Source organism: Vibrio injensis (genome assembly GCF_001895205.1).
Lineage (GTDB): Bacteria > Pseudomonadota > Gammaproteobacteria > Enterobacterales > Vibrionaceae > Vibrio > Vibrio injensis.
The window spans coordinates 373,596-394,052 of sequence record NZ_BDJF01000016.1; the positions used below are offsets into that span (position 1 = coordinate 373,596).

Annotated in this window: 16 protein-coding genes; 8 read left to right on the forward strand and 8 right to left on the reverse strand. The window is 44.6% G+C overall.

What is annotated here, in order from left to right:
* The first annotated feature begins 31 nt into the window (after positions 1-31).
* A complete protein-coding gene (locus BSR11_RS06850) occupies positions 32-1,300 on the forward strand; it encodes a YeaH/YhbH family protein (RefSeq protein ID WP_072669691.1) in 1,269 nt (422 codons plus the stop codon).
* Between the two features lie 12 nt (positions 1,301-1,312).
* On the forward strand, positions 1,313-2,845 hold the full coding sequence (locus BSR11_RS06855) for a SpoVR family protein (protein ID WP_072669692.1): 1,533 nt from the start codon (positions 1,313-1,315) through the stop codon (positions 2,843-2,845).
* Positions 2,846-3,113: 268 nt separating this feature from the next.
* On the opposite strand, the gene kdsB is transcribed toward BSR11_RS06855, so the two are convergent.
* The 5 genes from kdsB to BSR11_RS06880 are packed head-to-tail and all read right to left on the reverse strand — an operon-like array spanning position 3,114 to position 9,054.
* Positions 3,114-3,860 carry a 3-deoxy-manno-octulosonate cytidylyltransferase gene (gene kdsB / locus BSR11_RS06860; protein WP_072669693.1) on the reverse strand — a complete coding sequence of 249 codons (747 nt, stop codon included), beginning with the start codon at positions 3,858-3,860 and terminating at the stop codon, positions 3,114-3,116.
* A complete protein-coding gene (locus BSR11_RS06865; RefSeq protein WP_072669694.1) occupies positions 3,860-4,039 on the reverse strand; it encodes a Trm112 family protein in 180 nt (59 codons plus the stop codon). Before BSR11_RS06865 ends, kdsB begins: the two co-directional genes overlap by 1 nt.
* Positions 4,020-5,027, reverse strand: a complete 1,008-nt coding sequence (lpxK, locus tag BSR11_RS06870; RefSeq protein WP_072669695.1) for a tetraacyldisaccharide 4'-kinase — start codon at positions 5,025-5,027, stop codon at positions 4,020-4,022. The genes BSR11_RS06865 and lpxK overlap by 20 nt, the downstream gene beginning before the upstream one ends.
* A 3-nt stretch (positions 5,028-5,030) precedes the next feature.
* On the reverse strand, positions 5,031-6,779 hold the full coding sequence (gene msbA / locus BSR11_RS06875; protein WP_072669696.1) for a lipid A ABC transporter ATP-binding protein/permease MsbA: 1,749 nt from the start codon (positions 6,777-6,779) through the stop codon (positions 5,031-5,033).
* A 31-nt stretch (positions 6,780-6,810) separates the two neighbouring features.
* Positions 6,811-9,054, reverse strand: a complete 2,244-nt coding sequence (locus BSR11_RS06880) for a DNA internalization-related competence protein ComEC/Rec2 (RefSeq protein WP_072669697.1) — start codon at positions 9,052-9,054, stop codon at positions 6,811-6,813.
* An 8-nt stretch (positions 9,055-9,062) separates the two neighbouring features.
* Here BSR11_RS06880 and BSR11_RS06885 point away from each other — a divergent pair, with 8 nt between their 5' ends.
* Positions 9,063-9,584, forward strand: a complete 522-nt coding sequence (locus tag BSR11_RS06885) for a DUF2062 domain-containing protein (RefSeq protein WP_072669698.1) — start codon at positions 9,063-9,065, stop codon at positions 9,582-9,584.
* Between the two features lie 147 nt (positions 9,585-9,731).
* On the opposite strand, the gene lolE is transcribed toward BSR11_RS06885, so the two are convergent.
* The 3 genes from lolE to lolC are packed head-to-tail and all read right to left on the reverse strand — an operon-like array spanning position 9,732 to position 12,863.
* Positions 9,732-10,976 carry a lipoprotein-releasing ABC transporter permease subunit LolE gene (gene lolE, locus BSR11_RS06890; RefSeq protein ID WP_072669699.1) on the reverse strand — a complete coding sequence of 415 codons (1,245 nt, stop codon included), beginning with the start codon at positions 10,974-10,976 and terminating at the stop codon, positions 9,732-9,734.
* Positions 10,976-11,662, reverse strand: coding sequence for a lipoprotein-releasing ABC transporter ATP-binding protein LolD (gene lolD, locus BSR11_RS06895; RefSeq protein ID WP_072669700.1), 687 nt, complete (start codon positions 11,660-11,662; stop codon positions 10,976-10,978). The genes lolE and lolD overlap by 1 nt, the downstream gene beginning before the upstream one ends.
* Positions 11,655-12,863 carry a lipoprotein-releasing ABC transporter permease subunit LolC gene (lolC, locus tag BSR11_RS06900; protein WP_072669701.1) on the reverse strand — a complete coding sequence of 403 codons (1,209 nt, stop codon included), beginning with the start codon at positions 12,861-12,863 and terminating at the stop codon, positions 11,655-11,657. Before lolC ends, lolD begins: the two co-directional genes overlap by 8 nt.
* Before the next feature lie 218 nt (positions 12,864-13,081).
* Between lolC and BSR11_RS06905 the strand changes: the two genes are divergently transcribed.
* From BSR11_RS06905 to norR, 5 genes are all read left to right on the forward strand, one after another.
* Complete coding sequence (locus BSR11_RS06905) at positions 13,082-13,651, forward strand: PilZ domain-containing protein (protein WP_072669702.1); 570 nt, start codon at positions 13,082-13,084, stop codon at positions 13,649-13,651.
* Positions 13,652-13,665: 14 nt separating this feature from the next.
* On the forward strand, positions 13,666-17,127 hold the full coding sequence (gene mfd, locus BSR11_RS06910) for a transcription-repair coupling factor (protein ID WP_072669703.1): 3,462 nt from the start codon (positions 13,666-13,668) through the stop codon (positions 17,125-17,127).
* Positions 17,128-17,178: 51 nt separating this feature from the next.
* Entirely contained in the window at positions 17,179-17,949 is a 771-nt protein-coding gene (locus tag BSR11_RS06915) for a peptidoglycan binding protein CsiV (protein ID WP_072669704.1), read from the forward strand.
* Between the two features lie 94 nt (positions 17,950-18,043).
* Complete coding sequence (locus tag BSR11_RS06920; RefSeq protein WP_072669705.1) at positions 18,044-18,634, forward strand: GNAT family N-acetyltransferase; 591 nt, start codon at positions 18,044-18,046, stop codon at positions 18,632-18,634.
* 233 nt (positions 18,635-18,867) lie between these two features.
* Positions 18,868-20,400 (forward strand): nitric oxide reductase transcriptional regulator NorR, encoded by a 1,533-nt coding sequence (norR, locus tag BSR11_RS06925; RefSeq protein WP_072669706.1) that lies wholly within the window; start codon positions 18,868-18,870, stop codon positions 20,398-20,400.
* The last annotated feature ends 57 nt before the right edge of the window (positions 20,401-20,457 follow it).

Genomic DNA, 20,457 nt, shown 5'->3' on the forward strand with positions numbered 1-20,457 from the left:
CTCATCGAGTGACGTTTAGAGGGAGAATCTCATGGCGCAATTTATCGACAGAAGGTTGAACGGCAAGAACAAAAGCGCCGTTAATCGGCAGCGCTTCTTACGCCGTTATAAAGAACAAATTAAAGAGTCCGTTGCGGATGCGGTTAATCGCCGCTCCATAACCAATACGGAGTCAGGTGAAGATGTGGCGATTCCTCATCGAGATATTAAAGAACCCATTTTCCATCAAGGAAAAGGCGGTGTTCGCGAACGCGTTCATCCTGGTAATGATCAATACATACGTGGTGACAAAGTAGAGCGTCCAAAAGGCGGTCAAGGTGGTGGTTCAGGCGAAGGTGACGCCAGTCAAGATGGTGAAGGCGAAGACGATTTTGTATTTCAAATATCTAAAGATGAATACTTGGATATCTTGTTCGAAGACTTAGCACTGCCTAACCTGAAAAAAAATCAAGTCAACAAAATTAAAGAGTGGAAAACTCACCGCGCAGGCTTCCAAACCGCCGGTGTTCCCGCCAACATTGCGATTGTCCGCTCCTTACAACAATCGCTTGCCCGACGCACGGCGATGACATCAGGCAAGCGGCGCCTTATGCATGAGCTTGAGCAAGAGCTGGAAAATATTCGCAACTCTGAGCCAGCTCAACTATTGGAAGAGAGACGTTTAAAAGAAGAAATAGACGAACTACGCCGGAAAATAGACCGTGTACCGTTTATCGATACGTTTGATTTACGTTTTAAAAATTATGAAAAACGCCCGATCCCTTCTAGCCAAGCAGTCATGTTTTGCTTAATGGATGTGTCGGGGTCAATGGATCAGCCTACTAAAGATATCGCAAAACGCTTTTATGTCTTGCTCTATCTGTTTTTAACTCGCACCTATGAAAATGTTGAGGTCGTGTTTATTCGCCACCATACCCAAGCCAAAGAAGTGGACGAACACGAGTTTTTCTATTCACAGGAAACCGGCGGAACCATTGTTTCCAGTGCATTAAAATTAATGCATGACATTATTCAACAACGTTACCCTCTCGGTGAGTGGAATATTTATGGCGCACAAGCCTCCGATGGCGACAACTGGGCTGACGATTCGCCTCGCTGTAAAGAGTTACTGGCGAATAAACTCCTACCTGAATGCCAGTATTATGCTTACATCGAAATTACGCGTCGTTCTCATCAAACCTTATGGCATGAGTATGAAAAACTATCTGAAAGCTTTGATCACTTCGCTATGAAAAACATTCGTAGTGTTGAAGATATTTTCCCTGTGTTTAGGGAGCTATTCCATAAGGAAACGGCATAAGGGGATAAGACTATGACAGTCAAAACAGCCACCACGCAAAAGCGTAAGAAAAAAAACAAACGTCTGGCTGATGGTCCAGATTGGACTTTTGATCTTTTGCATCAATACCACCAAGAAATTAAACGTGTTGCCGAACATTATCGTTTAGACACCTACCCCAACCAAATTGAGGTGATCACTTCTGAACAGATGATGGATGCCTATTCCAGTATTGGCATGCCGATCAATTATAACCATTGGTCATTTGGTAAAAAGTTTATTCATACTGAGAAAAACTATAAGCACGGTCAAATGGGATTAGCCTATGAAATTGTGATTAATTCAGACCCCTGTATTGCTTACTTGATGGAAGAAAATACCGTCACTATGCAGGCTTTGGTCATGGCTCATGCCTGTTACGGACATAACTCCTTTTTTAAAGGAAACTATTTATTTCAAACCTGGACTGACGCCAGTTCTATTATCGATTATCTACTGTTTGCTAAAAACTACTTAGCTAAATGTGAAGAAAAATATGGGGTGACCGAAGTCGAGCAATTATTGGACTCATGCCATGCGTTAATGAACTACGGCGTCGATCGTTATAAGCGACCAGAAAAGATTTCGATTGCTGAAGAAAAAGCACGCCAAGAAGAACGTGAAGCTTATTTACAATCACAGGTGAATGCCTTGTGGCGAACCGTGCCTAAGAAAGCCAAAGAAGCCGAGTTGCAACGACGTTTTCCTTCTGAACCACAAGAAAATATTTTGTATTTCATTGAAAAACATGCGCCTCTTCTAGAGTCTTGGCAACGTGAAGTCGTGCGTATCGTGCGTAAAATCAGCCAATATTTTTACCCACAAAAACAAACGCAAGTCATGAATGAAGGTTGGGCCACTTTCTGGCATTACACAATTCTGAATCATCTTTACGATGAAGGGTTATTGTCCGATAAGTTTATGCTCGAATTTTTACATAGCCACAGTAGTGTGGTGATGCAGCCTGCGTATAACAGCCGTTACTACAGTGGTATTAACCCGTACGCGCTTGGGTTTGCGATGTTTCGAGACATAAAGCGAATTTGTGAAGAGCCAACGGATGAAGATAGACACTGGTTCCCTGAATTAGTCGATACCAATTGGCTGGATGCCGTACACTTCGCAATGCGCAACTTTAAAGATGAGAGCTTTATTAGCCAATATTTGTCACCAAAGCTTATCCGTGACTTTAAATTGTTCGCCATTTCTGATGATGATCATAAAAACTTCATTGAAATTAGTGCGATTCATGATGAGTTGGGATATCGCCAAATTCGTGAAAAGCTCGCAGCACAATATAACTTGAGTAATTTAGAACCCAACATTCAAGTTTACAACGTAGACGTTCGTGGGGATCGTTCATTAACACTGCAATATGTACCTCATGATCGAATTCCACTCGATCCAAGCTACGATGAGGTGCTCAAACATTTACATCGTCTATGGGGTTTTGAAGTCAAATTAGAAGAACGTAAAGACAACGGTAAACACGAGCTGCTTGCCACTTGTCCAAAGAAAAACGATTAATATTCCGCTGAATAGAACGTTAAACGGAGTATCAATAAATAAGCCCCATCAACCAATGGGGCTTACTATTTTACAAGGCTGAGCTATCTCAATCTCTTGCTACGATGACTTATACCCTTCCTACTTGAAGCTGCAGTGGTGTTGGCTACGCTCGTTCACCCCAATCACATAGTTTGCCTATGCTCATGGGGATTCACTTACTTGCCGCCTACCTGCAACTCCAAGTTGTTTGGGTATACAATGAGAACAATGTGGTCATTTTCCAACTTTATCCGATGAGCTTACGCACCGCCGCTAAGTCCTCAGGTGTATCAACACCAGCTGGCGGCGCTTCGTGCGCAACGGCCACATGAATTTTTTCGCCGTACCATAGTACCCGTAGCTGCTCTAAATTTTCGATTTTCTCTAATACACTTGGTGACCAGTGTATGTAGGTATTAATAAACCCTGCTCGATAAGCATAAATTCCAATATGGCGCATTAATGGCTGAGTAATCGCCTTGGGCTCAAGAGCAAAATTATCGCGATCCCATGGAATGCTCGCACGACTAAAATACAACGCATAGCCTTGTTGATCAGTCACCACTTTAACGGCGTTAGGATTGAAAATTTCTTGTGGATCATCAATTTCAACCGCTAAAGTCGCCATTGGTGCTTGGCTTGACGCTAAGTTTTCCGCGACTTGGCGAATAATCACTGGCGGGATGAGGGGTTCGTCTCCTTGTACGTTAACAATGATATGCTCATCGTCAATTCCCATTAAAGCAATCACTTCAGCTAGACGTTCCGTACCAGATTGATGATCCGTTGATGTCATGCATACCGCCCCGCCAAAACTTCGGACCGCATGTTCGACTCGGGTATCATCAGTAGCGACAATCACCCGCTCAGCTCCAGCTTGCAATGCTTGCTCATAGACCCACTGAATCATTGGTTTACCACCAATATCAGCCAACGGTTTGCCCGGCAAACGAGTCGATTGATAACGAGCAGGAATGATGACCGTAAATGACATTAACGCCCCTCATCCATTTTCATACTTCTAGCCTCAGGTTCGAGCAGTACTGGAATGCCTTCCTTTATTGGGTAAGCTAGACGATCTAATTTACAAATCAGTTCCTGATTACCTTTATCGTAAGTTAACTTACCCTTGCATACGGGACAAGCCACAATTTCAAGCAGACGGTGATCCATAATGATCCATAACCTCTTTAATTTTATCTAATATGCGCTGTTGGTCAGAGGGTGAAATCTCAGCCGATACGGGTAAATACCACCAATTTTTCTCTGCAAAAGCCGTGCACTTAACGGCGTCTTTCTCCGTCATGATCACATTCTTACCTTGGCTGGATAGCTTGCGTAGTGTCGTTGCATCAAACGCTTGATGATCGGCAAACGCATGGGTAAGAATTGGAGAGGCACCTAATTGTTGTAATGTATTAAAAAAACGCGCTGGATGACCAATTCCAGCCCAAGCCACTAAACGGCTCAGAGCCGCAACATCAATGCGCTCTCCGCTGATAACATTAACCGCTAAGCTGGGTTTGAGTGTCATGGCAAGTTCACCCATAACCGGTTCTCCGCCATTATTGATCACAAAATCGACTTGCTGTAAACGTTCGACAGGTTCGCGTAATGGCCCCAACGGAAGCAGTTGTTGGTTACCAAATCGGCGAGCTCCATCAACAACCGCAAATTCGATATCTCGTTCCAACGCATAGTGCTGTAAACCATCATCGGTAACAATAAGATCAACCCCTTGGCTGAGCAATGCTTGAACCGCATGCGCACGTATCGGGTCGACGGCCACAGGAGCACCTGTACGTTGATAAATCAGCTTAGGTTCATCACCACATTCCGCCGGTGAAGTTTGCGCGGTAACCAATAACGGGTATTGAGCCGCCTTACCGCCATAACCTCTTGAAACCACGCCCGGTCGATAGCCTTGACGTTGTAATAGCTCAACGAGCCAAACCACGACGGGAGTTTTACCATTACCACCAGCGGTAATATTACCGACAACGAGCACAGGCACAGGGGCTCGGTAACGCGCTTTTTTACCCGACAAGAAGGCCTGTCGACGACGACTGCTAATCAGATAAAACAGTCGACTTAAAGGCCACAACAGTGGCCAAAGCAAAAAATAGAGCGGATGGCGTCCAAACCATAATTTGTCTATCACGGGTTAATCGCCAAACTGAATACGGTGCAATTGCGCATACGCACCATTTTGTTTAATGAGATCAGCATGATTTCCGCGCTCAATGATCTCACCTTCATCAACCACTAAAATTTGATCAGCTTGTTCAATCGTTGAAAGGCGATGAGCAATCACTAACACGGTTTTATTTTTCTGTAATTCCTCAAGCGCGGCTTGAATCGCTCTTTCCGACTCAGTATCTAATGCAGAAGTCGCTTCATCTAAAATGAGCACAGGGGCATCACGTAACAGAGCGCGAGCAATCGCAATACGCTGACGTTGGCCACCAGAAAGGCTCGCACCATTTTCTCCAATAACCGTATCTAGACCTTGTGGTAAATGCTGTATAAAGTCCATCGCATGAGCTAAGCGAGCAGCCTCCTCTATTTGCTCTCGGCTATATTGCTCTTGTGCCGCGTAAGCGATGTTATTGGCTATAGTGTCGTTAAATAAATGAACATTTTGTGAAACTAAAGCGAAATGTTGTCGCAAATTACTTAGCTTATAATCACGAATATCGTGGTCATCAAGGTAGATGGCACCAGAATCGACATCATAAAAACGGGTAAATAAATTAGCAATGGTTGATTTGCCCGAACCAGAACGTCCAACGAGGGCAACGGTTTTACCTTGAGGAATGGTAAAACTCACATGCGATAATGCGGGCTTTTCTTTACCTTGATAAGTGAAAGAGACATCTTTTACGGCAACATCACCACGCACTTTATCTGTCACAAACTTACCGTTATCACGTTCTGTTTCAAGATCCATTAAAGCAAATAACGTTTGTGTTGCCGCCATCCCTCTTTGAAACTCTGACGTTACATTCGTTAGCGCTTTTAAAGGACGCATCAGACCAAACATCGCAGAGAAAATAACCGTAAATGTACCAGGCGTTAAATCTGCACGAATAGAATCAACGCTAGCTAAGAATAAGACTGTCACCAAGGCTAATGAAGCAATCATCTGAATAACGGGATCAGCAACAGCTTGAGCCGAGACTAACTTCATGGTCTGCTGACGCATTTGATTACTGACTTTATCAAAGCGTTTACTCTCAACCTCTTGGCCGCCATAGCTTAAAACGACTTTGTGGCCCTTGAGCATCTGTTCTGCAGACGAAGTGACCTGCCCCATGGTCGTTTGCATATTTTTGGAGATTTTCCGAAAACGTTTAGAGACCACTCGAATGCCAATCGCAACAATCGGAGCAACCACAATTAAGACTAACGAGAGTTGCCAACTATTCCAGAACATCAAGGTTAATAAACCAATGATGCTTGCCCCTTCACGAACAATACTGACCATCGCTCGGCTCGTAGCCCCCGCGACCTGTTCAGAATCGTAAGTGATCCGAGATAACAATCCACCCGTCGATTCACGATCGAAAAAACTTACTGGCATATGCATAAACTGATTAAAAATCCGCCTACGCATCAACATCACGACATTACCAGATACCCAACTTAAGCAGTAAGCAGAAACAAAACCGCTACAACCACGAATAAACATCAGGCCAAGAATAAGAAAAGGTAAGATCTGCAAAAAATTAGAGTCCGTACCACCAAAACCTTCATCTAATAATGGTTTTAGTAAAGAGATCATGTAGGTATCAGAGATCGCATTGATCACTAAAGCAATCGTTGCTACCACCAATCCCACTTTATAAAGACGGATATAAGTCCAAAGACGCTTAAAGGTTTGCCAAGTTGTTTCGTCAGAATTGAGTGACATAAAGCTGCTTTATCGATATTACAAATTGACCTCATTCTACCTCTTTACGTAGCATCTGCCTATACCAAGGCGTGATTCGACCTTCTCGTAAAGTTAAAAGCTGACGATGAGGTCCATGATAACGGAGTGTTATTTGTCCAGCTTCTCCTGTATCAAGCCATGGAACGTCTAAAGATTGATAACGTGCCACTACGTCTGGGTGAGGTAATCGCCATCGATGACCTTTCGCCAATGAAGCAATCGCCAACTGTGGATTGACCTTTTCTATAAACGCTTGTGTAGAAGAAGTTTGACTTCCATGATGAGGAACCACTAACACATCACTGTCTAATAACGCGTCCCGACTGAGTAACCACTCACCAATCGCCGTCACATCACCCGTCAATAACATACTATGCCCATACTGCTGATCAACCATACGAACCACACAAGAATGAGGGTTATCAGCGCGCTCAACTAAACGAGGCGGCCAGACGACTTCAAAAGTCAATTCTTGCCATTGCCAGAATTCACCTTGAATACACGGAGAGAAATGTTCATTGTGGTAACTAGCGCGAATCCAAGCTGGTTTCAGCCGAGATTGAATATCGACAACACCTCCCGCATGATCATTATCACTATGGCTAATGATCAGCCCATCAACAGCATTTAATCCGCCACGCCGAGTTAATAACGGAATAATCAGTGATGTCGCCACACTCCCTTCATGCCAACTGCTCCCCGTATCGTATAAAACATAACGTCCGTTACGCTCAATGACCATCGCTAAGCCATGTCCAACATCCAACATATCCACTTGCCAATAAGCCTTCGGTTGTATCGTTAACCAAGTAGCGCTAAAAAGTAACCCAATCGCAATAAGAGATCGCGCTGTCAACAGTGGCCGTAACATCATCACTAAAAATAAGGCCAACAAACCATATTGCCACGCTTGATTAACGGATAACCAACTGTGTTCAGCAAAACGTAACGACCAGCTAAAGGGTATTAAAGCAGTATCAACCCAAGTCCAAAGCCACTGGATATGATCGGCTATCAACACATTGCCGCACAAGACAATAAACAGTAAAGGAACAACCACAAAGCTGAACCAAGGAATAAACACGAGATTATAAAGCGCGGAATAAAGGCTAACGCCAGAGAAGAAGTAAGCCGTCACCGGAGCCATTAACATCACTAACAATAGATGACCAGTAAGCACTTTCTTCCATAGCGACCATCGGCTATCGATGACGGAGACTTGGTAAATGACAAAGCTGACTGCTAAAAAAGACAACCAAAAACTCGTGCTTAATGAAGCGAAGGGATCCAAGGCCAATACCGCAGCTAACGTTAATAATAGCCGCTGAATAGCTGCCACTCGAACATTGAACATGACTAAAAGGATATTCAACCAACACATCATCAATGCTCGCTGAGTCGGTAGCGTAAAACCTGCCAGCCAAGCATAACCAAGCGCAAACAATCCACCGCAAATAAAAGGCAGCCATAAGCCTTTTCTCAAAAGACGGCTACCCATGCCCCCTAACAAATAGCCGAATCCAAATGCCATACCGATATGTAACCCTGAAATCGCAGTAAGATGGATTAAACCGCTATTGCGTAATCCTAACCACTGCTGTTCAGTAATCCCACCACGCTCACCAAAAGTGAGTGCTAAAATAAAGCCTTGAACCGCACTAGATCGCGTTCGTTGTTCAATCTGTTGAAAAAATATCGCCCTGAGGCTAGAACTTGGAATGATTTGGTGAGGGGTATGAGGACGAACGTTCGCCTTTGCTATCCAGCCTTGACTCAGAAAAAATGCCTCTTGATCAAATCCGACTTCATTCAATCGTCCATAAATTGGCTTTACCTGAACCACAAATTGAGCGTGGTCACCCAATTGTAAAGCAATCGGGGAATTTAAACGTACAGTAGGAGACAGAAATCGGGGTAAAGATTGACCATTAATTGATCTCACCACAAAAGAGCCGCTAAAACCGTAACGATTTGCAGTAAAAAAGCTGTCAGCGACACCTTTTATGGTAATATCTGTGGCAAATTGTAAGATATTATTGGACTGTGCAGTTACTTTATTTCCGTGTGTTATTATCAACACTAAGGCCAGTGCAATTCCGATGCATCCCCTGCCTCGGCGTGTCACGAGACTCATCATCAATACAACAACAATGCCAATGATAATCGGCCATTTGGGCATCCAAGGCCAAAATGGGGCAGAGAGTATCGTTAACGAGAACGAAGCCAGCGTCCAGTAATTCGATAAGAGAGCCATGTTTCCTTATGCCAAGAAAGTTTATTAAACGTTTTATGCCTGATCACGCTGTTATTAAGCGTCAAAAGGCATTACAAATTTTTGGCTCCGTCCTCTATAACCCGAATCTATGGTGTTTAAATAGACGCTCTGCTGCTGGTGCATTTGCAGTCGGTTTATTTATGGCCTTTGTGCCGCTACCTAGCCAAATGATCATGTCTGCTGGCGTGGCCATTATTTGTGGAGTGAACTTACCTCTTGCCGTTGCTTTGGTATGGATCACTAACCCGATCACTATGCCATTTATCTTTTATTTCTCTTATAAAGTCGGCGCTTGGTTAATGAATACTCCTCCACAGCCCTTTCATTTTGAATTGACGTGGGAGTTCCTTCACCATCAAATGCATACTATTGGTCCACCGTTTTTGTTGGGCAGTCTAGTCTGTGGTATTGTCGCAGGCCTATTAGGCTACTTTGGTATTCAGGGTTTATGGCGCTATTCTGTTGTGCGCAGCTGGCAAAAACGTCGCGTTACCAATACGATAAAATAAACCATATTGATTTTGTTCGTGACTGTGCAGCTTTAGCGAATCATCGTGCGAGTGATACAACATTTTTCTGAGTAACCAGCAGTATACAAAAGATGAAAAAGGACCATTAGGTCCTTTTTCTTTTTATTAACGAAGGGAATAACGGGGTTATTTACTGCTTAGAACCGCAGCAGGATGCAAACGGCTGGCGCGAGAGGCCGGATACCAAGTCGCCAGTAAACTCAAAATAATCGCGGTACTTGAAACCAGCAGGACATCTGACCACTCAAGCTGAGAAGGCAAGAAATCGACAAAATAAATATCCCCTGAAAGAAATTGATGGCCCAATAAAGTTTCTAAACTCTGAATAATCGGCGTTAAATTTAAAGCCATAAACACCCCCACAATGCTACCCACAACGCTACCCATAACACCAGAAAATACGCCTTGCCAAACAAAAATACGTTTAATTAAGCGATCATTAGCCCCCATGGTGCGCAAAATAGCGATCTCTGAAGCACGATCTTTGACTGCCATCATCAGAGTAGAGACGATATTAAAGCTCGCCACTCCAATCACCAGCACCATGACTAAGTACATGATGGTACGAACCATTTCAATATCACGGTACAGAAAGCCATACTTTTGTTGCCAGCTACGTAAATAGACGTACTCTTCTAGCGTATTGCCCACTTCACGAACAATTTGATTGGCTTTGAGAACATCGGCGACTTTAATTGACACCCCCGTGACGTTGTCGTTTAAATTGCTGTATTGCTGAGCGTCTTCTAAAGGCAACAACGCAAGGCTATGATCGATTTGACCGTTTAATTCCAGCAACCCAGCAACCTTTACCCGCACTCTTTTCGGCGCTTGGACTGCCTGCCCAGTATGACTACTTGGGATCAGCAAAGTAATCCAATCCCCCACCGCCGCTTGTAGTTGATCGGCAACACCTTTGCCTAAAATAACTTGCTGTTGAGCAGGAACAAAAGTTTCCCATACTCCAGGGGTAACATAGTCAGCCAGTCGAGATACAGCACGCTCTCTTTGCGTATCCACCCCTCGTACTTCTATTGCTTTTAACTGCGCACCTCGCTCGACCAATGCGGTAAACTTCACGTATGGTGCCGCCGCTTGGACTTGAGGATGCTGAGTCGATTTTTGGACGATATCAGGCCAGTGTTCGATTGGCCCACGCACGCCTTCGAATTCACCGTGAGGGATGACCGACAATACACGTTGTTGTAGCTCTCTCTCGAAGCCATTCATCGCCGACAAACCAATAATAATCACTGCAACCCCTACAGCGATGCCTAATGTCGAAGATAAAGAGATAAACGACACCAGCTTATTCCGCTGTTTAGCTCGGCTAAAACGCGCGCCTATTACTAGCGCCAAATCAGCAAACATTATGCCTCCGCAACGTTAAGCAATAGGCCATCTTGCATATGCAGTTGTCGATCCATCTTCGCTGCCAATTCGCCATCATGAGTCACCACTAAAAAAGCCGTATTAAACTCACGATTTAATTCACGCATCAGATCATAAATAGCCAGTGCCGTAGTATGATCCAAATTGCCAGTGGGCTCATCAGCCAGCACTAAGTCTGGTTGATTGACTAAGGCTCTAGCAATCGCGACACGCTGCCGTTCTCCGCCCGATAGCTCTGAAGGACGATGTTGCAAACGGTGACTCAGCCCTACTCTCGCCAACAAAGCCTGAGCCGAGCGTTTCGCTTCGCTGACTTTTTTACCGCCAATTAATAGTGGCATCGCGACATTCTCCAACGCCGTAAAATCAGCAAGCAGATGATGAAACTGATACACGAAACCAAGATGTTGATTACGCATCTTGGCCTGTTTATTTGAACTCAGTTGGTGCAATGGCTGACCAAGAAATTCAACATCGCCACTGCTCGCTTCATCCAGCGCACCAAGTATGTGTAATAAAGTACTTTTTCCTGAGCCAGAAGAACCAATGATCGAGACCAGATCACCGCGTTGCATCGAAAAACTCACCCCTTTCAACACTTGAGTCTGCAACTCACCTTCTTGGTAGATTTTATAAAGCTGCTGACAGCGTAAAAGATCATTCATAACGTAAAGCCTCAGCGGGTTTAACTCTAGATGCGCGATAAGAAGGAAATAAAGTGGCTAAAAAACTGAGCAGTATTGCCAACAATACCACCACCACAATTTGTATCGGATTGATCACCACGGGCAACTCCCCGCCTAATGAAAATAAAGCGACGCCTAATGTGCTCATGATATTGTTAAGGTTACTCGCCAGTAGAGCGCCTAATGCCCCACCAACGACCGCTCCAATCACTCCACTGCTCGCGCCTTGCACCATAAAAATGGCCAGAATTTGTTGATCCGTCATACCTTGAGTTTTTAAAATAGCCACTTCCGCCTGCTTTTCCATTACCACCATAATTAGAGCGGCGATAATATTAAACGCAGCTACCCCAACAATCAGTCCCAGCATTAAACCCATGATGTTTTTTTCCATTCTGACTGCTTGAAATAACTCGCCACGCTGTTCACGCCAATCGCTCCAATGCCAACCGTCAGGTAAAGCGGTCGTCGACAACGTTGCCACATCAAAAGGGTCGGTCATAAACAGTCGCCAACCAGAAATCGTATCATCGTCGAAACGTAGTAACCGGCCAGCATCTCGTAAATGAGTGATCATCAGTTGGTTATCAACATCAGAGCCGGTATTAAACAATCCAGCTACCGTGAAATTGCGTTGGCTAGGAATGCGTCCTAACGGAGTAAATTGACTGGCGCGAGTCACCATTAAGCGAACCGTATCGCCAACAGAAACATTGAGATCGCGAGCAAGGCTGTGACCTAAGAAAACACGATAGGAGCCCGGTTGTAGGTCAGTTAGTCGACCAGCTATCAGATAGTCAGCGATCGGATCCTTCGCTTGCGGAACCACACCGACCAATAACCCCGCCGATAATTGCCACGAGCTTTGCACCACCGCTTCGCTTCTCACAATCGGTTGTGGCGCTTTGTAAGTAGATAAATCACGAACAAAATCGGGGGCTTGTGCTTGCCATTGGGTTTTTTCCTGTGCTTGTCCGATCACCGCTTGTGGTAAAACCCCCAAAATACGATTTTTCAACTGTGATTCAAAACCATTCATCACCGACAATACCGTCACTAAGGCCATCACACCAATTGTGATCCCAGCGGTCGACATATAAGAGACAAACCGACTGAATCGGTCACCTGAACGTCCACGTAAATAGCGTAAGCCGATAAATATCGAAATAGGATGAAACATAATACAAACCAAAGCCATAATAGGCCGCTACTGTAACGAGAATCGGTCCAAGGTTGTAGTTTTTCTTTGCCAAATCTTTGTTAAACGCCGTTATCACAACAAAAATGGCGGTAAGATTTGTTTGCCATCGCGCTGATTGATTTACAACAAAACCGTCACTTTGCTTGATTACTGATTCTTTATGACGATAATCAACAGAGGTGAGAAGGAAAACCAATATGACTGACCAAGACTTTTTTTCGGTATATCACGCACTGACGATTAACATAGAGCCGTTAGCGGCTAACTTTAGTTTGCCTTCTCAGATCGATTTTGAGGCGGAAATTCCCGCGCCTTTCGTCGTTGCTAGTGAGTTTAGCCAACTCGACCATTTAAACGATGCTGCGCGACTCGAACTCAAAAATAGCGATTTTAAGCATCTTATCCAACTACTAGAAACACAAAATTCTAAGCTAAATCTGTTACTTAGTTTTATGCTCGCGCAGCAAGACGACCCCACTCAACGAGCCTCAACCTTGTCGTTTGGAGCCAGTCAATTTACCTATAGAGCCGAACAAACCCTCGCCTTAGGCACTCCGTTACGCATTAAATTATTCCTAGAGCATCCCGCAGCGGCCATTTATTGTTATGGCGAAGTTATCGATTGTGAAACGGATGCAAACTCCACGATTATTGGCGTCAGATATACCCTACTGCGTGATAATGACCAAGATCTCCTCATTAAAGCTGCGCTTCATTGCCAACAAAAACTGTTGCGTCAACGCTCTTTAGATCGAGAAAAACCATAACGACCTACTCTATAATGATGACAAAAACTGTATTAACACTCCCACACCTACGTGGTGCTGGGGATAAGAAGCAACTGGGCAATTTACCTGGTGCCAGTCTCGCGCTAACCATCGCTGAATGTGCTAATCGTCACTCAAGCCATACCTTATTAGCGGTACCCGATCCACAGACAGCATTAAAACTGGTTCAAGAGCTAGAGCAATTCAGTCAAGCCCCGGTTGGCCTATTTCCTGATTGGGAAACCTTACCCTACGATAATTTTTCACCTCATCAAGAGATTATTTCGGATCGCATCGCTCGCTTATATCAGTTGCCCTCTTTAGGTAGCGGGATCACCGTCGTTCCCGTCAGTACCTTATTACAACGCCAAACGCCTCGGGATTTCTTACTGCAACATACCTTGATGATTAAACAAGGCGACCGATTCTCTTTAGCTAAATTGCGTGTTCAGTTAGAAAACTCTGGTTATCGTCATGTAGATCAAGTGTTTGGTCCAGGAGAGTACGCCAGTCGAGGGTCAATTTTGGATCTCTTCCCTATGGGCAGTGACTCCCCTTATCGGATTGACTTTTTTGATGATGAAATTGATACCATTCGAATTTTTGATCCAGAAAATCAACGTTCTATTCAGCAAATTGACCAGATCCGCCTGCTTCCTGCTCATGAGTTTCCGACCACCGAGCAAGCTATAGAAGCATTTCGTGCCCGTTTCCGGCAACGATTTGATGCCCGTCGTGAGCCTGAATCTATCTACATGCAGGTTTCTAAAGGCACGTGGCCAGCAGGGATTGAATATTGGCAACCGCTATTTTTTGAACACACCGAGACACTGTTTGATTACCTCCCGGATCAAAGCCAATTAATTCTGCTAGGTCAGGTTGAAAGCGCTATCGACCAATTTCTCGCTGATGTCGCGTATCGTTATGATCAACGGAACATAGATCCGTTACGTCCCTTACTCGCTCCTGACGAATTGTGGCTAAAAAAAGACGATTTATTCGCGCGTGCGAAAAATTTTGCTCAGTTGCAACTCTCCATCGAACCCATTACCGAAAAAGCGGGTAGAAGTAACTTAGCCATTACCGCGTTACCTGATTTAGCCATTCAACAGCAAAATAAAGAACCGCTTGCCGCCTTACGTCAATTTAGCGAGCAATTTACCGGTAAGATTATTTTCTCGGTTGAATCTGAGGGACGACGCGAAGCACTACTCGAACTGTTGCAACGAATTAAGTTACGCCCTACCGCATTCGCTTCTTTTGCCGAAGCATGGCAAAGTGCCGAACGATTGGCCTTGGTGATCGGCGCTGCCGAACGCGGGGCGATTTTCACTGATCAATCTCTTGCCTTAATTTGTGAAGCCGATTTACTCGGATCTCGAGTAGTTCAACGTCGCAAGAAAGAACGTAAATCCACCAATAGTGATGCGGTGATCCGCCATCTTGCCGAGTTAAAACCGGGACAACCCGTCGTGCATATCGACCACGGTATTGGACGTTACTTAGGCTTGCAAACCCTCGAAGCAGGCGGCATTACTACCGAGTACGTTACCCTTGAATATCAAAATGAAGCCAAGCTTTATGTTCCCGTTTCATCACTGAACTTAATCAGCCGTTATTCCGGAGGTGCAGAAGAATCCGCACCGCTCCATAAACTGGGGGGAGAAAGCTGGGTTAAAGCACGCAAGAAAGCGGCAGAAAAAGTCCGTGATGTGGCCGCTGAACTGCTTGATGTCTACGCTAAACGCGAACTGAAACCAGGGTATCCCTTCCGTTTGGATCGTGACCAATACGCCACCTTTAAAGCCACCTTTCCCTTTGAAGAAACCGACGACCAAGCGATGGCCATCAACGCGGTACTCTCGGACATGTGTCAAGCCAAGGCGATGGATAGACTTGTGTGTGGCGATGTCGGTTTCGGTAAAACTGAGGTCGCGATGCGCGCCGCTTTTGTTTGTACCGATAACAATAAGCAAGTGGCTATTTTAGTACCCACAACTTTATTAGCTCAGCAACATTTTGAAAATTTCCGCGACCGTTTTGCCAATTTACCGATCCGTGTCGAGGTGCTATCACGCTTTAAATCAGCCAAAGAACAAAAGCAGATCATGCAAGACGTTGCTGAAGGCAAAGTCGATATTGTCGTGGGCACACACAAGCTGCTCTCCAGTGATCTCACCTTTGCCGATTTAGGGCTATTAATCGTTGATGAAGAACACCGCTTTGGGGTCCGTCAAAAAGAAAAAGTCAAAGCCATGCGTGCCGATGTAGATATTTTAACGTTAACGGCCACCCCGATTCCACGGACATTAAACATGGCGATGAGTGGTATGCGCGATTTATCGATCATTGCGACACCACCCGCTCGACGCTTAGCAATTAAAACCTTTGTCCGTCAACATGAAGACAGTGTTGTCCGCGAATCGGTGCTGAGAGAGATCATGCGTGGTGGTCAAGTTTACTTTTTACACAACCAAGTCGAAAGCATCGAAAAAGTTGCCGCCGATTTGGAAGCGCTTATCCCTGAAGCTCGAGTCACCGTCGCCCATGGACAGTTGCGTGAACGTGAGCTCGAACAAATCATGAATGATTTTTATCATCAGCGTTACAACGTACTGGTGTGTACCACCATCATTGAAACGGGGATTGATGTACCAACCGCCAATACCATTATCATTAATCGCGCCGATACTCTTGGATTAGCTCAATTACACCAATTACGCGGACGAGTAGGTCGATCTCATCATCAAGCTTACGCTTATCTATTAACCCCACATCCTAAAGCGATGACCAAAGATGCGCTAAAACGCTTAGAGGCGATAGCTTCACTTGAAGATCTCGGCGCAGGATTTACCTTAGCAACCCACGATTTAGAAATTCGTGGTGCTGGTGAGTTACTCGGCGATGAACAGAGTGGCCAAATTCAATCGATTGGTTTTAGCTTATATATGGAGATGCTGGAACAAGCAGTTGAAGCCTTGAAATCAGGCAAAGAGCCATCATTGGATGATCTACTGCGTGAACAAAGTGAAGTGGAATTGCGCGTTCCGGCACTGTTGCCTGATGATTATATTCCAGATATCAATAGTCGTTTATCACTGTATAAACAAATTGCCAGTGTCGCCGATGATACTGAGTTGGCAGAACTTAAAGTCGAGTTAATTGATCGTTTTGGTAAACTGCCGGATGCGGCTTTGAATTTGCTGACCATTGCCCAACTGAAGCTCAAAGCTGGTGCACTTAAAATTCGTAAAATCGAAGCGCATGAGAAAGGCGGGTATATTGAGTTCTACCCTAACGCTGACATTAATCCGATGTTTTTGGTTAAACTACTCCATGCACAACCGAAACAATTTGCGATGGAAGGCCCGACTAAATTGAAGTTTATCCTTCCACTGGTTGATAGAAGAGAAAGAATTCAATTTGTTACAGATATGCTGCAAGAATTCCAGCACAATCTATTACCCGTTGCCTAATGGTAGGCTCAATAGAATCAAACACGTGCCCAGCACATTGACGGAGTCATAATGAAAAAACTGATCCCACTACTGCTTTTGCTCGTTGCCATGCCCAGCCTAGCGCAGCGACAATTCGATATTGAAGTGATCATCTTCCAACGTGCAATTGACGCGGAGAAAACGCAAGAGTCATGGCCGGATACGTTGCCTGAGATTAATCTCTCGCGTGCCGGCAACCTGAGTGATGCTCAATATCGGCAAAGTAAAGGCGTACGTATGCTCTCTCAATCGGATTATCAACTGACTGATCAAGCTCAGCGTTTACGCAATCATGCCGGCTTTCAAGTATTATTACATACTGCTTGGCGTCAAGGGGATCAAGGGCGAGCTTCAGCACCGGTCTTTCATATTCAAGCGGGGAAAGACTACTCAACCCAGTTTAATCCTGACGGCAGTGAACGAGTCGCACAAACTCAGCAATATCGCCCAATTGATGATGTAGTTGAACAGACCATCACTCCACCGCTGTATGAGCTTGATGGCACCCTACAAATTTATGTCCAGCACTTTCTGTTTGCCGAAGCAAATTTTGATTTAAAAAAACCGAGTGTGCGTGAAGTCATCCTTCAAGATCCCTCTATTGACTTAGATGAACTCAACCAAGATACACGCACCACTGTGCAAGATGGGCACCTCATTGCCATATCGCCAACGATGGAAAAACAATCTTTCTTGAAAAGTTATCGTCTCGATCAAAAACGCCGTATGCGCAGTGGTGAAACCCATTATTTGGACCACCCTCTTATGGGTATCATTATCCAAGTCCGCCGAGTCCAATAATCCTATCCAACGCCCTATATGGGCGTTGAGTTGTTATATGGCACGATAGAAAATTCAACGGCAAAGACACACAGTGAAAATGAGGCAATCTGTCATGAGTCCAGAATTCTTAATCAATACTCAACATGTGCAATTGCGCCTTTTATCGATTGATGAAGCCGCTGATTTTGCACAGTTGATCCAAGACTCGCCATCATTACATCAATGGATTGATTGGTGTCATGCCCACTTTAACCAACAAGATGCTGAACGGTTTATTCTGGCGACACGATTAAACTGGATAAAAGCGGATGCCTATGGCTTTGTGGTGATCGATAAAGCAACGCAGCAACTCGTTGGTATGGTGGCGATTAATGAATTTTCTACCACGTTTAATATGGCAAGTTTAGGCTATTGGATAGGAGACGAGCATCAACAACAAGGGTTCGCCAAAGAAGCGCTGTCCGCTTTGATAGAATGGAGTTTTGCCCAGCTCAAACTGACTCGCTTAGAAATTATCTGTGATCCGAACAATATCCCTAGCCAACAGCTCGCTAAAGCGTGTGGTGCGAAGCATGAATGTCTTGCCCAAAATCGATTTATTTTTCATGGTCAACCAAAAGCAGGACTGGTTTTTTCAATTATTCCAGAGCCAATCTCAAGTGGTTCACATCAGTACAGTAATCAATATCAGTTAAAACAATAAAATAAGTCCTGCTAAGCATACTCTCTATCTCAATGATATAGATTGACTTTTTAGCATAAGCCACCGATCACCAAATACTTTAAAAGCGCCAACGTCATCAACATGACTGACTCAGTTATAATGTTATTGAAAATTGATCGATGTCAATCACACATCAATAAAAATAACCATGCGATGTTAATATGACATCTAACTGTTAGCATATTGAGCTCGATGATTAAACAGAGCTACTTATGTCCAAAGCGATAGATCAAGTTGTGCTTAACATAGCATTGAACTTAAGTTCCAACCTATCTAGTCAGCAACAATATCAATGTATGATTGATGGCGTCGCTTGCGTTTTTCCTTGCGACGCGGCCGCCCTATTTGTTTTTGATCACGATGGATTTTTAACACCTGTCGCGGTAAAAGGCTTATCAACGAGTGTCTTGGGTCAACGCTATTTTCCTAAAGTGCACCCTCGTTTAGAACAAATTCTACATAGCCAACAAACCGTCCGCTTTGATGCCAATTGTCCATTACCCGATCCTTTTGATGGTGCTTTACTCAATGAACAGCCTTCACTCACCGTGCATGATTGCTTAGGGCGTAGCCTTTATGTTGATGGCCAGTTAGTCGGAGCGTTAACGATGGACTCACTGACCATCGGCGCTTTTGATCATCTTGACCCCATGATGATCGACACCTTCGCGGCACTGACCGCGGCCACTTTACGCAACATTGCTCAATTAAAAGCACTTAAAGCACAGAATAAAAAACAAAGTACCATCACCCAAACGTTGATTCAGCAAGCCCGCTCACAACAAGGTGAGATGGTCGGTCTTAGTCCACAAATCCAGCAACTTCGTCAGCAAATCGCTATCGTCGCCCCCTCAGACTATGCAGTATTGATTTTGGGTGAGACAGGAACCGGTAAAGAATTAGTCGCCCATCAAGTGCACGCTCAATCTCATCGTCGTGACCATCCGATGATTTATGTCAATTGCGCAGCATTACCCGAAAGCCTAGCGGAAAGTGAGTTGTTTGGTCATGTCAAAGGCGCCTTCACTGGTGCAAATCAGCACCGAGCGGGTAAGTTTGAACTTGCAGATGGGGGAACACTGTTTCTCGACGAAGTCGGCGAATTGCCGTTAATCCTGCAAGCCAAATTGCTCCGTGTGATTCAGCAAGGAGAACTACAACGTGTTGGCAGTGATAAACACCTATTGGTTAATGTCCGGATCATTGCAGCCAGCAACCGTAATTTAGCTCAAGAAGTCGCAGAGGGACATTTTCGTGCGGATTTATTTCACCGCCTCAATGTTTTTCCCATAACGGTCCCCCCATTGAGAATACGTGAAGGGGATATTCCTGTACTGGCTGGTTACTTACTCGAAAAAGTACGTCACCAATTCAATACCCCAAATTTACATGTTCACCCCAGGTTGCTCAGTCAATTAGAAAGCTTGCCTTGGTATGGTAACGTGCGTGAACTGGAACATGCGCTAACGCGAGCAGCACTTCATGCTATTCAGCAAGCTCATACGACGATTAATATCGACCATTTTGATATTTTACCCCACCGTTCGGATGTGAAAACAACATCAAGCTTTTTTCCTATCCATCCAGAATCGATGCGCGATCTGGTAGAAGTGTATCAAAAGCTCTTAATTGAACATGCATTAAGACAATCGGATGGAGTTTGGTCAAAGGCCGCCGATTTTCTGCATATGGATCGCGGTAATCTGTACCGAATGGGGAAAAAACTCGGAGTAAGCTCAAAATAAACCACTAAGCAGATGTCAATATCACATCCTACCGGTGTCTTTTTTACATCAACCATA